The organism is Pseudomonas sp. MWU349 (assembly GCF_017947325.1).
In the GTDB taxonomy this organism is placed as follows: domain Bacteria; phylum Pseudomonadota; class Gammaproteobacteria; order Pseudomonadales; family Pseudomonadaceae; genus Aquipseudomonas; species Aquipseudomonas protegens.
Genome location: NZ_JAFEVP010000003.1, coordinates 176,773 through 191,765, shown reverse-complemented (window position 1 = coordinate 191,765; position 14,993 = coordinate 176,773). Strand labels below are relative to the sequence as shown.

Annotated in this window: 12 protein-coding genes; 9 read left to right on the top strand and 3 right to left on the bottom strand. The window is 61.0% G+C overall.

What is annotated here, in order from left to right; genetic code table 11:
* Nucleotides 1–62: 62 nt before the first annotated feature.
* The 3 genes from KCG88_RS12910 to KCG88_RS12900 all read right to left on the bottom strand — a co-directional run bounded on the left by KCG88_RS12910 (nt 63) and on the right by KCG88_RS12900 (nt 3,704).
* Nucleotides 63–1,790: an ABC transporter ATP-binding protein/permease gene (locus tag KCG88_RS12910; RefSeq protein WP_047283922.1), complete on the bottom strand. Its 1,728-nt coding sequence runs from the start codon at nt 1,788–1,790 to the stop codon at nt 63–65.
* Between the two features lie 98 nt (nt 1,791–1,888).
* Nucleotides 1,889–2,449: a response regulator transcription factor gene (locus tag KCG88_RS12905; RefSeq protein WP_011059240.1), complete on the bottom strand. Its 561-nt coding sequence runs from the start codon at nt 2,447–2,449 to the stop codon at nt 1,889–1,891.
* Nucleotides 2,442–3,704 carry an ATP-binding protein gene (locus tag KCG88_RS12900; protein ID WP_015634149.1) on the bottom strand — a complete coding sequence of 421 codons (1,263 nt, stop codon included), beginning with the start codon at nt 3,702–3,704 and terminating at the stop codon, nt 2,442–2,444. Before KCG88_RS12900 ends, KCG88_RS12905 begins: the two co-directional genes overlap by 8 nt.
* A 229-nt stretch (nt 3,705–3,933) precedes the next feature.
* On the opposite strand from KCG88_RS12900, the gene KCG88_RS12895 reads away from it, so the two are divergent.
* The 9 genes from KCG88_RS12895 (at nt 3,934) to KCG88_RS12855 (ending at nt 14,986) form a co-directional block, all read left to right on the top strand.
* Nucleotides 3,934–4,650, top strand: a complete 717-nt coding sequence (locus KCG88_RS12895) for an SIMPL domain-containing protein (protein WP_047283921.1) — start codon at nt 3,934–3,936, stop codon at nt 4,648–4,650.
* Nucleotides 4,651–4,845: 195 nt separating this feature from the next.
* Nucleotides 4,846–5,409 (top strand): cupin domain-containing protein, encoded by a 564-nt coding sequence (locus KCG88_RS12890; protein WP_047283920.1) that lies wholly within the window; start codon nt 4,846–4,848, stop codon nt 5,407–5,409.
* A gap of 265 nt (nt 5,410–5,674) precedes the next feature.
* Nucleotides 5,675–6,082, top strand: coding sequence for a hypothetical protein (locus KCG88_RS12885; protein ID WP_210712504.1), 408 nt, complete (start codon nt 5,675–5,677; stop codon nt 6,080–6,082).
* Between the two features lie 113 nt (nt 6,083–6,195).
* The gene (locus KCG88_RS12880) at nt 6,196–7,821 is read left to right on the top strand and encodes an ABC transporter substrate-binding protein (protein ID WP_047283918.1); all 1,626 of its coding nucleotides are present in this window, start codon (nt 6,196–6,198) and stop codon (nt 7,819–7,821) included.
* 309 nt (nt 7,822–8,130) lie between these two features.
* On the top strand, nt 8,131–9,732 hold the full coding sequence (locus KCG88_RS12875) for an ABC transporter substrate-binding protein (protein ID WP_210712503.1): 1,602 nt from the start codon (nt 8,131–8,133) through the stop codon (nt 9,730–9,732).
* 166 nt (nt 9,733–9,898) lie between these two features.
* Nucleotides 9,899–11,305, top strand: a complete 1,407-nt coding sequence (locus tag KCG88_RS12870) for an OprD family porin (RefSeq protein WP_047283916.1) — start codon at nt 9,899–9,901, stop codon at nt 11,303–11,305.
* Between the two features lie 78 nt (nt 11,306–11,383).
* Entirely contained in the window at nt 11,384–12,979 is a 1,596-nt protein-coding gene (locus KCG88_RS12865; RefSeq protein ID WP_047283915.1) for an ABC transporter substrate-binding protein, read from the top strand.
* Nucleotides 12,980–13,052: 73 nt separating this feature from the next.
* Nucleotides 13,053–14,063 (top strand): ABC transporter permease subunit, encoded by a 1,011-nt coding sequence (locus tag KCG88_RS12860; RefSeq protein ID WP_011059233.1) that lies wholly within the window; start codon nt 13,053–13,055, stop codon nt 14,061–14,063.
* Nucleotides 14,064–14,074: 11 nt separating this feature from the next.
* Nucleotides 14,075–14,986 (top strand): ABC transporter permease subunit, encoded by a 912-nt coding sequence (locus tag KCG88_RS12855; RefSeq protein WP_011059232.1) that lies wholly within the window; start codon nt 14,075–14,077, stop codon nt 14,984–14,986.
* Nucleotides 14,987–14,993: the final 7 nt, after the last annotated feature.

Genomic DNA, 14,993 nt, shown 5'->3' with positions numbered 1-14,993 from the left:
GCGCAGCGCCCTTGCACCGGCGGTGCATGGCGCTGGGCTTGAGGCTGGTGCTCGGCCCGCCGTCAGGCCGTGAGAGCCTGCTCCCGCAGATGCCCTTGCTCGATACGAACGAGCCGTGGATGGAAGCGCTTGAGGCTGCTGCGATGGCCGACGCTGACAATGCTCAGGCCCGGCAACTGATCGATCAGCGCCTGATACAAGGTGGCTTCGTCCTCTTCGTCCATGGCCGAGGTGGCTTCATCCATGTACAGCCACTGCGGTGCATAGAGCAGGGCCCGGGCAAAGGCCAGGCGCTGCTGCTCGCCCGGTGACAACATGCGCTGCCAGTGATTGCTCTCGTCCAGCCGCGCCACCAGATGGGGCAAGCGGCAGGTTTCCAGGACCTGGGCATAACGCTCCTGGGGGTAGCTGTCGCCAGATTGTGGATAACTCAAGGCTTCGCGCAGGCTGCCAATGGGCAGATAGGGCTTTTGCGGCAGGAACAGGGAACGCTGGTTCGGCAGCAGGATGCTCCCGTGCCCGGCCGGCCACAGCCGGCCCATGGCCCGCAGCAAGGTACTCTTGCCGCTGCCGGAACGGCCGCTGAGCATGAGCCGCTCACCTGGGTTCACGGTCATTTCAGCGCCAGCCAGCAGATGCCGGCCATCGGCCAGATCCAGGCCCAGGTCACGTACGCGCAATTGTTCGCCCTGATGCTGCACGTCGATGGCCGGGGTCCGTTCTTCGTTATCACTCATGGCCTGGCGGAAACTCAGCAAACGATCACAGGTGGCGCGCCAGGCCGCCAGGTCCGAATACGCACTGATGAACCAACTGAAGTTCTCCTGAACGTTCCCGAATGCCGAGTTGATCTGCATCAGCTCACCCAGCTCGATCTTGCCGGAAAAGTACCGCGGGGCTGCCACGATAAAGGGGAAAATGATCGCAATCTGGCCATACCCGGCGGTGAAGAAGGTCAGGCGCTTGGAGACCTTCATGATGTCCCAGAAGTTGTGCCAGACCTTGCCAAAACGGCTGCTCAGACGCTGGTTCTCGTTTTTCTCGCCGTCATACAGGGCAATGCTTTCGGCATTCTCCCGTACCCGCACCATGGAAAAACGCAGGTCGGCTTCGAAGCGCTGTTGCTGGTTGTTGAGGCCGATCAGGCGGCGCCCGATCAAGTGGGTCAGCCAGCTGCCGACAGCGGCGTAAACCAGCGCGCACCAGAACATGTAGCCGGGAATGGTGTAGCCGAACACCTCGATACTGCCGGATACCCCCCACAGGATGATCGAGAAGGACACCAGGCTGACAATGTTGCGGATCAGCCCCAGGCCCAGGGACAGCGTATTGCTGGTAAAGCTGTTGAGGTCTTCGGAAATCCGCTGGTCCGGGTTGTCGGTGTAGCCGCCCTGCTCCAGCTGGTAATAGTTCTTGTGGCCCAGCCAGCGGGCAAAATGCTTCTCGGTAAGCCAGGCCCGCCAGCGGATGGTCAGCATCTGGGTCAGGTACAGGCGGTACACCGCCCCCAGGATCGCCACCGCAGCAATCCCGCAGAAATACAGGATCAAGTGCCAGAACGCCGCTTCATCCTTTTTCTGCAAGGCGTTGTAAAAGTCCTTGTACCAGCTGTTGATCCACACCGAGATGGCCACGCTGAACAGCGACAGGCCGATCACTGCAACCAGCAACAGCCAGGCCTTGCCCTTTTCCTCACTGCGCCAGTAGGGCGTGATCATGGCCCAGACCCGGCGAAAGAATTGCCCGCGCACGGCATCGTTGACCGCGGAGTATTCAGCGTTCTGATTCATCGTTGAGGCTCGATAGGAAGAAAGGCAAGCGTTGAGCCGATCATAGTAGATCGGCTCGCTTTTTCACGACGTCCAGCGGACATTCGTTCAGTCGCGGTTCAGCGACGCACGGGACGTTTCTGCAATTTGCGCTGCAAGGTACGGCGGTGCATGCCCAGGGCCCGGGCAGTGGCGGAGATGTTGCCTTCGTGTTCGGTCAGCACGCGCTGGATGTGTTCCCACTGCAAGCGGTCCACCGACATCGGGTTTTCCGGCACCAGGGTGTCGAGATCGGCGTGTTCGGAGAGCAGCGCGGCCAGTACATCGTCGGCATCCGCGGGCTTGCACAGGTAGTTGCAGGCGCCACGCTTGATCGCTTCCACCGCGGTGGCGATGCTCGAATAGCCGGTGAGAATCAGCACCCGCATCTCCGGGTCCAGCTCCAGCAGCTTGGGCAACAGCACCAGCCCGGAGTCGCCATCCATCTTCAAGTCCAGCGCGGCGTAGTCCGGCAGGTCCTGCTGGGCAATGACCAGGCCCTCCTCGGCGGAACCGGCGGTGCTCACGCGAAAACCGCGGCGGCTCATGGCTCGGGCCATCACGCGGGTAAAGGTGGCGTCATCATCCACCAGCAACAGGTGCGGCAGTTCCTCGCCTTCGACTTGGATCTCTTCACTCATGGTCGTCTCCTCGGGCGGCACGGGGCAGGCGCAGCTCGGTGAGCGTTCCGCCTTCCTCATGACTGTAGAGTTTCACTGAGCCTCCAGCGCGGGTCACGCTGGCCTTGCTCAAAAACAGGCCCAGGCCGAAGCCTTTGCCCTTGGTGGTAAAAAACGGTTTGCCGATCTGTTCGGCGATGGCCAAGGGTACTCCGGCACCGTGGTCACGAATACTGATGGTGAGGTTTTCCGCGTCCCAGTCCAGGCGTACTTCCAGGCCTTCGGGGCAGGCATCGGCGGCATTGTTCAGCAGGTTGAGCAGGGCCTGGGTCAGGTCCGGCGGCGGCGCCAGGCGCGGCACCGGCCCCTCGCCCAACAGATGGAAACGGTAGCTGGCTTCCGGGCGCATCAGGTGCCAACGGTTCAAGGCTTCGTCCAGCCACTGGGTGACTTCCTGCATGTCCACCGCCAGGCGGCGATTGGCCTCGGCCGCACGCACCAGTTGCTGCAGGGTTTCCTTGCACAACTTGACCTGGTCCTGGAGCACGCCGAGGTCATCCTGCAGCAGCGGGTCGGAATGGTCCTGGCGCATTTCCTTGAGCAGCACGCTCATGGTCGCCAGGGGCGTGCCCAATTCATGGGCGGCGCCGGCGGCCTGGGTCGCCACTGCCAGCAATTGCTGGTCGCGCAGCCCCTCTTCGCGCCGGATAGCCCGCAGTTCTTCCTGGCGACGCAGCTCCTCCGCCATGCGTGCAGCGAAGAAGGTGATCACCGCCGCAGCCAGGGCAAAGCTCAGCCACATGCCGTAGACCTGCAGGTTCTCCCGGGCGATGGGGAAGGTCTGCAACGGGTAGAAACGCGCCAGCAACAGGGTATAGAGCGTCAGGGCGATACCCGACAGGACCACCGAGTAGCGCCAGGGCAAGGTCACCGCGGCGATGGTCAGGGGCACCAGGTAATAGGAAACGAAGGGGTTGGTGGAACCACCGGAGAAGTACAGCAGGACACTGTGGATAAACAGGTCACAGGCCAGTTGCAGGGCGTACTCCAGCTCCGTCACCGGCCACGAGGTGCGCAGGCGGATCGCGGTGAAAGCGCACAGCACCATGGAAAACATCAGGGTCACGCCCAGTTGCAACCAGGGCAGCGGCAGCAGGTCCAGCCAGTAGGCAAGCCCCACGGAACCGGCCTGAGCGGCCAGCACCAAGGTACGGATAAAGGTCAGGCGCCAGAGGTTCTGACGGGTTGCGGACAGCAATTTTACGGGGGCGAGCATGAGCTCTCCTGATGAGCGCTCCAGGGCAATCGCCGGGAGTATAACCAAGCAGCCCCCGGCGCAGGCAAAACTGCGGCAAAGCGCCACACTGGCTTGAGCGGCCGCGGACGATCCATGGCGATCATGTGTATCAAAGTTGTAATTGGCCGCAACGAGGAATAAAAACCACAGTCTGAAGGTTTCACCCAGGCTCTGACCTTATCCTGCGGACCGCACTCAAGGAGTTTTCATGCAGCATTTCAGTCGCAGCGTCGCCCTTCTCGCCCTCAGCGCCGGCACCCTCACCAGCCTGCCCGCCCTGGCCGCCGATGAACTGCACTACAACCAGATTTCCCTGCGCGCCGAAGTCAGCCAGGAAGTAGCTCGGGATCTGATGATCGTGACCCTCTACAGCGAATCGCAGAACACCGACCCGGCCAAGCTCGCCGCAGAAATCACTACCACCATGAACAAGGCCCTGGACCAGGCGCGCCAGGTCAAGGATGTGACCCTGCGCCAGGGCAGTCGCAACAGCTACCCGATCTACGACGGCAAGGGCCAGAAGATCACGGGCTGGCGTGAGCGCGCCGAGCTGCGCCTGGAAAGCTCCGACTTCGCCGCACTGTCCAAGCTCACCGGTGAACTGCTGGGCGACCTGAAGATGGGTGGCATGGACTTCGCCATCGCCGACCCGACCCGCAGGGCCAGCGAAGACACCCTGCTCAAGGATGCGGTCAAGGCCTTCAAGGCCCGCGCCCAACTGGCCACCGAAGCCCTGGGCGGCAAGGGCTACAAGATCGTCAACCTGAACCTCAACAGCAATGGTTATCCCCAGCCTTATATGCGCGCGCCGATGATGATGAAGGCCGCCAGCATGGATTCGGCACCGGTAACGCCAGAAGTCGAGGCCGGCACCAGCCAGGTCAGCATGACCGCCGACGGCGCCATCGAAGTGTTGATGCCCTGACTTTTTCCTTGCGCTTTGCAACGGCGATAACCTTCGACATCAAGGTTATCGCCGTTTTTCGTTACCGGTTATTTCAACCCGGCCCCGGAGGAACCCGGCTCGGTGATGTTAGAGTTATGCCCCTCGGCACGCAGCGACTCAGATGTTGCTGACGTGCGCCGGGTATACTGCTCCTTTCCTATAAGAGTCTCCTCAATGACCGCAGATCGCATCGGCGAACGCCTGCGTCGCTATCGCCGCGCCGCCAAGAAAACCCTGCGCCAGATCGCCAGCGAATCCGGTCTGACCGCCAGCTTCCTCTCCCAGGCAGAGCGTAATCTCACAGGTGTATCGATCTCTTCCTTGGTCAATATCGCCAAGTCTCTGAATGTTCCGCTGAACGCCCTGTTCGACCAGCCGATCCAGGCGCAACCCGACTCCCACGACGGCAAGCGGGTGCGCTACACCATCGAAGGCCAGCCACTGGCCTACGAACGCCTGTCCAGCTCCTTTCCCGGAAACCTGATCAACGCGGTCAAGATGAACATACCGGTGGGCTACCAGTCCGAGCTGATTTCCCATGACGGCTCGGAGTTCTCCTACGTGCTTTCAGGACAGATCGTCTACACCATCGAGGGCAGTCAATACCCCCTGAGTGCCGGTGACTCGGTGCACTTCGATGCCACCAAGACTCATTGCCTGGCCAACGTCGGCGATGGCCCGGCAGAAGTCCTGACCGTCACCACCATGGGCCTGTTCGACGACCATTCCGCGGCCTGAGTCCCGCACACGGCCGCCAGTCGAACCCCTGGGACAACCCCGTGCACAATGAGAAATGTTAGTCACGCTTAATTTTCGTTGACCACGATTTCAGCATGACTTAATTTCGGCATCGGCGAATCGACTATCAACAACACAACAAAGCGATCGCCGTCGCCGCACAGGGTCCATGGGGCTGCATCCACTCCCCATAAGAAGGCGAGTTTCCATGGCCCACAAGGCCAATCCTCAGATATGCCCTAGAAAAAGAAAAAATGAGGTTTGCATGGATAAGACCTTTCCGCTCCAGGTTTGGCAGACAACGGGTCTGATCCGCGGCACTACGCCGTCACAACCCCAGAGCGACCTCCACAGTGACAACCTCACTGCGAGCCCCGAATTCAGCACCTGCGACGATGTGCCAAGCACCCGCCATCGCCAGCAAAACTGCGGGCATCCGTTCTCCACGGCCTCCCTCACCCAGCCGCCTTCCCTCATCCGGACAGACAAGCTCGGGCGCCTGGGCCAAGCATCGCCCCGCACACCAGGCAGCGCCGCACCAAGAACAGGCGCGATGAGCTTCGATTGCCCCGTGAAAAGGCAGCACATGCACCACAAAACACCGGCGCAAACGATCAAATGCGTCAAGATTTATACAAATGCGTCATTCCTGTACGTTCGTTCCACTCTTTGAGACTTGTGGCAGCCCTGCATCTTGCATTGGGTATGAGGGCTGCATAAGTATCGGCGGGTCGACTCACAAGGTCGCCCTCAACACCAAAAATGACAACAAATCATGAGGCCACCATGTTCAAGAAAGCAGTCCTTCCGTTATTAGTCAGCGCCGGCTTGCTCGCCAGCGCACCCTTCGCCCAAGCGGCGACTAACCTGGTGTTCTGCTCTGAAGGGAGCCCGGCCGGTTTCGACCCTGGCCAGTACACCACCGGAACCGACTTCGACGCCTCAGCCGAAACCCTCTACAACCGCCTCAGCCAGTTCGAACGCGGCGGCACCGCGGTCATTCCGGGCCTGGCCACCAGTTGGGACATCTCGGACGACGGTCTGACCTACACCTTCCACCTGCGCGAAGGCGTCAAGTTCCACACCACGCCGTACTTCACCCCGACCCGTACTTTCAACGCCGACGACGTGCTGTTCACCTTCAACCGCATGATCGACAAGGACATGCCGTTCCGTAAGGCCTATCCCACCGAGTTCCCGTATTTCACCGATATGGGGATGGACACCAACATCACCAAGGTCGAGAAAATCGACGACAAGACCGTCAAGTTCACCCTCAAGACCGTGGACGCGGCCTTCATCCAGAACCTGGCCATGAGCTTCGCCTCGATCCAGTCCGCCGAATACGCCGACAAGCTGCTCAAGGAAGGCAAGGCCAGCGACATCAACCAGAAGCCGATCGGCACTGGCCCCTTCGTGTTCAAGAGCTACCAGAAAGACTCGAACATCCGCTACACCGGCAACAAGGACTACTGGAAGCCTGAAGACGTGAAGATCGACAACCTGATCTTCGCCATCACCACCGACCCCTCGGTGCGTATCCAGAAGCTGAAGAAGAACGAATGCCAGGTCACCCTCTTCCCGCGTCCGGCCGACCTCAAGGCCCTCAAGGAAGACAAGACCCTGAAGATGCCTGAACAGGCAGGCTTCAACCTCGGCTACATCGCCTACAACGTAATGCCGGTCCTCAAGGGCCGTACCGATGCCAACCCGCTGGCCGACCTCAAGGTGCGCCAGGCACTGGACATGGCGGTGAACAAGCCGCAGATCATCGATTCGGTGTACCAGGGCGCCGGCCAGCTGGCGGTCAACGCCATGCCTCCTACCCAGTGGTCCTATGACACCACCATCAAGGACGCCAAGTACGACCCCGAGAAAGCCAAGGAGCTGCTCAAGGAAGCCGGCATCAAGGAAGGCACCCAGATCACCCTGTGGGCCATGCCGGTACAACGCCCCTACAACCCCAACGCCAAGCTGATGGCCGAGATGCTGCAGTCGGACTGGGCGAAGATCGGCCTGAAAGTGAACATCGTCAGCTACGAGTGGGGCGAGTACATCAAGCGCTCCAAGGGCGGCGAGAACCAGGCGATGATCATCGGCTGGAGCGGCGACAATGGTGACCCCGACAACTGGCTCGGCACCCTGTTCGGTTGCGATGCAATGAACGGCAACAACTTCTCGAAATGGTGCGACAAGCCTTACGACGCCCTGATCAAGCAAGCCAAGGCTACCTCTGATGTAGCCAAGCGCACCGAGCTGTACAAGCAGGCGCAACACATCCTCAAAGATGCAGTACCGATGACACCTATCGCTCACTCGACGGTGTTCCAACCCATGCGCGCCAACGTGCAGGATTTCAAAATCAGCCCCTTTGGCTTGAACTCCTTCTACGGCGTCAGCATCGGCAAATAAGGTTCTGCAACGGCGACGTCCATGACGTCGCCGTTGTTTTACCGGCCCAGCCCGCCGGGGCTCGGTCTCTACTGCGCAACGACCCGCCACTGGCGCACAGTCTTGCGAATTCAGAGCCGATTCCTACAGGCATTTCAGGTTTGACGCAGTTACCGCCCGGCCCTCGACCCTTAAGGTCGGTGCAAGGCGAAGCTGCGTCTGCCAACGGGCACCCGCCGCGCGTAGTGGTTTGGCATCAATGGCCTGTACAGGCTCCAGGAAGGAGTCATGGCCCATTGTTCATCACAACAAAAATGGAGAAGTACGGTCATGCATCATTCCTGGATTTTCCCGGCCCTGCTGGGCAGTGGCCTGTTGGCCGCCAGTTCGCTCGGCATCGCCGCCGAACGCAGCCTGGTGTTCTGTTCCGAAGGCAGCCCGGCGGGCTTTGACACCGCCCAGTACACCACAGCTACCGACAACGATGCCGCCGAGCCGCTGTACAACCGCCTGGTGGAGTTCGAAAGAGGCGCCACCAACGTGCAGCCTGCGCTGGCCAAGAGCTGGGACATTTCCGAGGACGGCCTGACCTACCGCTTCCACCTGCGCGAAGGGGTGAAGTTCCATAGCACGCCCTATTTCAAGCCGAGCCGAGACCTCAACGCCGACGACGTGCTGTTCACCTTCAACCGCATGCTCGACGCCGAACATCCGTTCCGCAAGGCTTACCCGACGGAGTTTCCCTACTTCAACGGCATGAGCCTGAACAAGAACATCGCCCGGGTCGAAAAGACCGATCCGCTGACCGTCGTCATGACCCTCAACACGGTGGACGCGGCCTTCATCCAGAACCTGGCCATGAGCTTCGCCGCGATCCTTTCCGCCGAATACGCCGAGCAACTGCTCCAGGCCGGCACCCCGAGCCAGATCAACCAGAAACCCATTGGCACCGGGCCCTTCGTGTTCCAGCGTTATCAGAAAGACTCGCAGATCCGCTACAGCGCCAACCCGCACTACTGGGACCCAAGCCGGGTCAAGCTCGACCGGCTGATCTTCGCCATCAACACCGACGCCTCGGTACGGGTGCAGAAGCTGCGGGCCGGCGAATGCCAGGTGACCCTGCACCCGCGCCCCGCCGATATCGACACCCTGAAAAACGACCCGAAACTGCAAGTCATCGAAAAGCCCGGGTTCAATCTGGGCTACATCGCCTACAACGTGCAGCACAAACCCTTCGACCAGCTCGAAGTGCGCCAGGCACTGGACATGGCGGTGAACAAGCCAAGCATCCTCAACGCCGTGTACCAGGGTGCCGGGCAGCTGGCAGTCAACGCCATGCCACCGACCCAGTGGTCCTACGACGAAACCATCAAGGACGCCGCCTACAACCCGGAAAAAGCCCGGGAGCTGCTCAAGGCCGCCGGGGTCAAGGAAGGCACGCAAATCACCCTCTGGGCCATGCCGGTACAACGCCCCTACAACCCCAACGCCAAGCTGATGGCCGAGATGCTGCAGTCCGACTGGGCGAAGATCGGCCTCAAGGTGAAGATCGTCAGCTACGAGTGGGGCGAGTACATCAAGCGCACCAAGAACGGCGAACACGACATCAGCCTGATCGGCTGGACCGGCGACAACGGTGACCCGGACAACTGGCTGGGCACCCTGTACAGCTGCGACGCCATTGGCGGCAACAACTACTCCATGTGGTGCAATCCGCAGTACGACAAGCTGATCAAGCAGGCCAAGGTCGTCACCGACCGTGAACAGCGCAGCCTGCTGTACAAACAGGCCCAGCAACTGCTCAAGCAACAGGTCCCTATCACACCCGTGGCCCACTCGACGATCAATCAGCCGCTGAGCGCAAAAGTCGAAGGTTTCAAGGTCAGTCCTTTCGGCCGCAACTCCTTTTCGGGTGTCAGCCTAGCCCCATAACCGATGAGCCAAAACCCTGGGGGCGATTTTCGCCCTCACGCAGGCGCTTTGCCTGAATTCGGCGATCAAGCCACATGCAAACGTTTGCGATGCCTTGAATGAGTTCCAAAAACCAGCCGGCCCAAAAAAACCGGCATTTAAAAAAGAAAACAAAGGAGCTTCACCCATGAAACTGAGCAGCAGCGCATTGTTAGCCTTGGCTATCAGTAGCATCACCGCCTCGGCCTATGCGGAGAACGTCAGCCAGGACTTCGTCCCGACTGAACTCAACGCCACCAGTGCCCAGGCTGAGACCAAGGGTTTTATCGAAGGGCAGAGCCTGTCGGGTACCACGCGCAACTGGTACGCCAACGAGCTGAAACGTCGTAACGACCGTTTTTCGTACAACCACAATGGTGTTGAGACCTCGACCCCGCGCCGTATCAACTGGGTACAGGGCACCATCCTCAACTACACCTCGGGTTTCACTCAAGGCACCGTGGGCGTCAGCACGGAAGTCGCCGCCTACAACGCTATTGCTCTGGATCGTGACCGCAAGGACATCGCCGGCAAGAACAACCGCACCCTGACCCACTCCGACGGCGACGCCGTGGGCCAGTGGAGCAAGCTGGGCCTGGCCAACGTCAAGTTCCGCGTGTCCAACACCACCCTGACCGCCGGCCGGCAGAACTTCAGCACGCCGATCGTCGACGTCATCGGCAACCGTCCGCTGCCTTCGAGCTTTGAAGGGGTGAGCATCCACAGCGAAGAGTTCAACAACCTGTCGTTCGACGCCGGCAGCTTCGACCGGGTATCGCCACGGACCGAACAGAGCCTGTCCAAGTTCAGCTCCGAGTACAACAGCAACGGTGCCGAGACCGATCGCGTAAGCCTGGTCGGCGCCAACTACCAGCCGCTGAAAAGCCTGAAGACCAGCCTCTACGCCTCCAAGGTGGAAGACTTCTGGAACCAGTACTACTTCGGCGCCACCCACGAGCTGGGCGACAGCTCGGTGCTGAGCCTGACCACCGGCCTGAACTATTACAAGACCGTCGATACCGGCAAGAAGAAGATGGGCGAGATCGACAACGACACCTACTCGCTGTCCCTCGGCCTGACCCACCAGGCCCACAGCCTTACCTTCTCGTACCAGGAAATCAACGGTAACGAGTACTTCGACTACCTGCACGAAACCAACGGCATCTACCTGGCCAACTCCCTGCTCTCGGACTTCAACGGCCCGAACGAGAAATCCTTCCAGATCGCCTACGGCCTGAACATGGCCGAGTACGGCGTGCCCGGCCTCAAGTTCAACATCTACCAGGCCCGTGGCTGGGGCATCGACGGTACCCACTACAACGGCACTGCCTACAGCGGCGTCAAGGCAGACGGTACGGTCTATGGCGTACGCACCATGGACGGCGAGCACCACTACGAATACGGCATCGGTGCTTCCTACGCCGTACAGAGCGGCCCGCTGAAAGCCACCGCGATCCGTGCCACCTACACCACGCACCGCGCCAGCGAGAACCAGGCCGACGGCAACATCAACGAGTTCCGACTGGTTACCACCGTCCCGTTCAATATTCTCTAACCCACCAGTTGAAGGGCGGATTCATGACGAATCCGCCATTCAAGCTAATCTGGTTCAATCGATTGCAGAGGGTTCCTGATGAAAATGCTTCCCCTGAAAGCGGCCGTTGGCGCCGCCCTGCTGAGCGTCGCTCTGGGCGCCACAGCCAAACCCCTGGTGGTCTGTACCGAAGCCAGCCCGGAAGGCTTCGATATGGTCCAGTACACGACTGCAGTCACGGCCGACGCAGTGGCGGAAACCATCTTCAACCGCCTGGTGGACTTCAAGCCCGGCACCACTGACATCGAGCCGGCCCTGGCCGAATCCTGGGACATCAGCCCCGACGGCCTGCAATACACCTTCCACCTGCGCAAGGGCGTCAAATTCCACAGCACCGACTACTTCACCCCCACGCGCGAGATGAACGCCGACGACGTGCTCTGGAGCTTCCAGCGCCAGCTGGACCCTAAGCACCCCTGGCATGACAAGTCCAGCGTGGGCTTCCCCTATTTCGAAAGCATGGGCTTCAAGGAACTGCTGAAAAGCGTCGAGAAGATCGACGACCACACCGTGGTCTTCACCCTGACCCGCCGCGAAGCCCCTTTCCTCGCCGACGTAGCCATGGCCTTCTCGTCGATCTTCCCGGCCGAATACGCCGACAAGCTGCTCAAGGAAGGCAAGACCTCTGAGCTCAACAGCAAGCCCATCGGCACCGGCCCGTTCATCTTCACCCGCTACGCCAAGGACGCCCAGGTACGCTTCAAGGCCAACCCGGACTACTTCCGCGGCAAGCCGCCGGCCGACCCGCTGGTGCTGGCGATCACCACCGATAACAACGTGCGCCTGCAGAAACTCAAGGCCAACGAATGCCAGATCGCCCTCTACCCCAAGCCCGACGACATCCCCAGCATCAAGGCCGATGCCAACCTCAAGGTCGATGAATTGGCGGCCATGACCACCGGCTACATCGCCATGAACACCACGCGCAAATACATGAGCGATGTACGGGTACGCAAAGCCATCGACATCGCCTTCGACAAGGAAGCCTACGTCAACAGCCTGTACGGCAAGGGCAACGCCCTGGTGGCCACCGGCCCATATCCGCCGACCCTGCTGGGCTTCAACAACAGCCTGAAGAACCCGCCCCGGGATCTGGACAAGGCCCGCGCGCTGCTCAAGGAAGCCGGTGTACCGGAGGGTACGGTTATCACCCTGTTCACCCGCAACGGCGGCGGCCCGACCAACCCCAACCCGATGCTCGGCGCACAGATGATGCAGGCCGACCTGGCCAAGGTGGGCCTCAAGCTCGACATCCGCGTGATGGAGTGGGGCGAGATGCTCAAGCGTGCGAAAAACGGCGAACACGATATGGTGTCGGCGGGCTGGGCCGGGGACAACGGCGATCCGGACAACTTCCTGACCCCGAACCTGAGTTGTGACGCGGCGAAAAACGGCGAAAACTACGCCCGCTGGTGCAACAAGACGTTCCAGGAGCTGATCGACGAAGCACGCTCCGACGCTGAACCCGCCAAACGCGCCGAGCTCTATGAAAAGGCCATGCTGGTTTTCGAACAGGATCAACCGTGGATCCCCATGGCCTATCCGAAAATGTTCACCGCCATGCGCAAGAACGTCGAGGGTTATCACATTAGCCCCCTGACCACTAACAACTTCGCTACCACCCAAGTGAAGTAATAAGAAACGCCCGCCGTCCTTGACCCCAAGGATGGCGGGAACGCCTAACCGGCTGATTGAGGTACTTCAGAAGATGTTTAGTTTTATTGCCCGCCGTGTGGGGTTGCTGATACCCACATTCTTCGGCATCACCTTGCTGACCTTCGCCTTGATACGCATGATTCCCGGCGACCCCGTGGAAGTCATGATGGGCGAGCGTCGGGTCGACCCTGAGATGCATGCCCAGGCAATGGAACGCCTTGGATTGAACAAACCGCTGTACGCCCAGTACCTGGACTACATCGGCAAGCTGGCCCACGGCGACCTGGGCGAGTCCCTGCGCACCCGCACCAGCGTCTGGAGCGAATTCACCTCGCTGTTCCCCGCGACCCTGGAACTGTCCATGGCCGCCCTGCTGTTCGCCGGCGTGCTCGGCCTGCTGGCCGGGGTGATCGCCGCCTTGAAGCGAGGGTCGCTGTTCGACCATGGGGTGATGGGGATCTCGCTGGCGGGGTATTCGATGCCGATCTTCTGGTGGGGCCTGATCCTGATCATGTTCTTCTCGGTAAGCCTGGGCTGGACCCCGGTTTCCGGGCGTATCGACCTGCTATACGACATCGAGCCGAAAACCGGCTTCATGCTCATCGACACCCTGCTGGCCAAAGACACCGACGCCTTCTTCGACGCGCTGCAGCACCTGATCCTGCCCGCCATCGTGCTGGGCACCATTCCGCTGGCGGTGATCGCGCGGATGACCCGCTCCTCGATGCTCGAAGTACTGCGTGAGGACTACATCCGTACCGCCAAGGCCAAGGGCCTGTCGCCGGCTCGGGTGGTGTTCGTCCACGGCCTGCGCAACGCGCTGATTCCGGTGCTGACCGTGGTCGGCCTGCAAGTCGGCACCCTGCTGGCCGGTGCGGTCCTGACCGAAACCATCTTTTCCTGGCCGGGCATCGGCAAGTGGCTGATCGAAGCCATCGGCGCCCGGGACTATCCCGTGGTGCAGAACGGCATCCTGCTGATCGCCTGCCTGGTGATCATGGTCAACTTCGTGGTGGACATCCTCTACGGCTTTGCCAACCCACGCATCCGTCATCAGCGCTGAGATCAAGACTAATGAGCACTCCAACTTCCTCAGTAGCAGTCGATCAAAGCCTGCTCTATCCGTCCGTCTACAAAGAATTCTGGCAGCACTTCTCCCGCAACAAGGGCGCGGTGGCCGGCCTGCTGTTCATGCTGCTGATCGTGTTCTGCGCACTGTTCGCGCCCTGGGTGGCGCCGCACAACCCCAGCGAGCAGTACCGCGACTTCCTGCTGACCCCTCCGGCCTGGCTCGAAGGCGGCCAGATGCAGTTCCTGCTAGGCACCGATGAACTGGGCCGCGACCTGCTCTCGCGCCTGATCCAGGGTTCGCGCCTGTCGCTGCTGATCGGCCTGTCGTCGGTGGTGATGTCGCTGATCCCGGGGATCCTCCTCGGGCTGTTCGCCGGCTTCTTCCCGCGTTTGCTGGGCCCGACCATCATGCGCCTGATGGACATCATGCTGGCCCTGCCCTCGCTGCTGCTGGCCGTGGCCATCGTCGCCATCCTCGGCCCAGGCCTGATCAATACCGTGATCGCCATTGCCGTGGTGTCCCTGCCGTCCTATGTACGCCTGACCCGCGCCGCAGTGATGGGCGAACTCAACCGCGACTACGTGACCGCCGCGCGCCTGGCCGGTGCCGGCCTGCCACGCCTGATGTTCATCACCGTGCTGCCCAACTGCATGGCACCGCTGATCGTCCAGGCCACCCTGAGCTTCTCCTCGGCGATCCTCGACGCCGCCGCCCTGGGCTTCCTCGGCCTGGGCGTACAACCGCCGACTCCGGAGTGGGGCACCATGCTGGCCTCGGCCCGGGACTACATCGAACGCGCCTGGTGGGTCGTGAGCCTGCCGGGCCTGACCATTTTGCTCAGCGTGCTGGCAATCAACCTGATGGGCGACGGCCTGCGCGATGCGCTGGATCCGAAACTCAAGAACGCCGCCTGAGGAGATT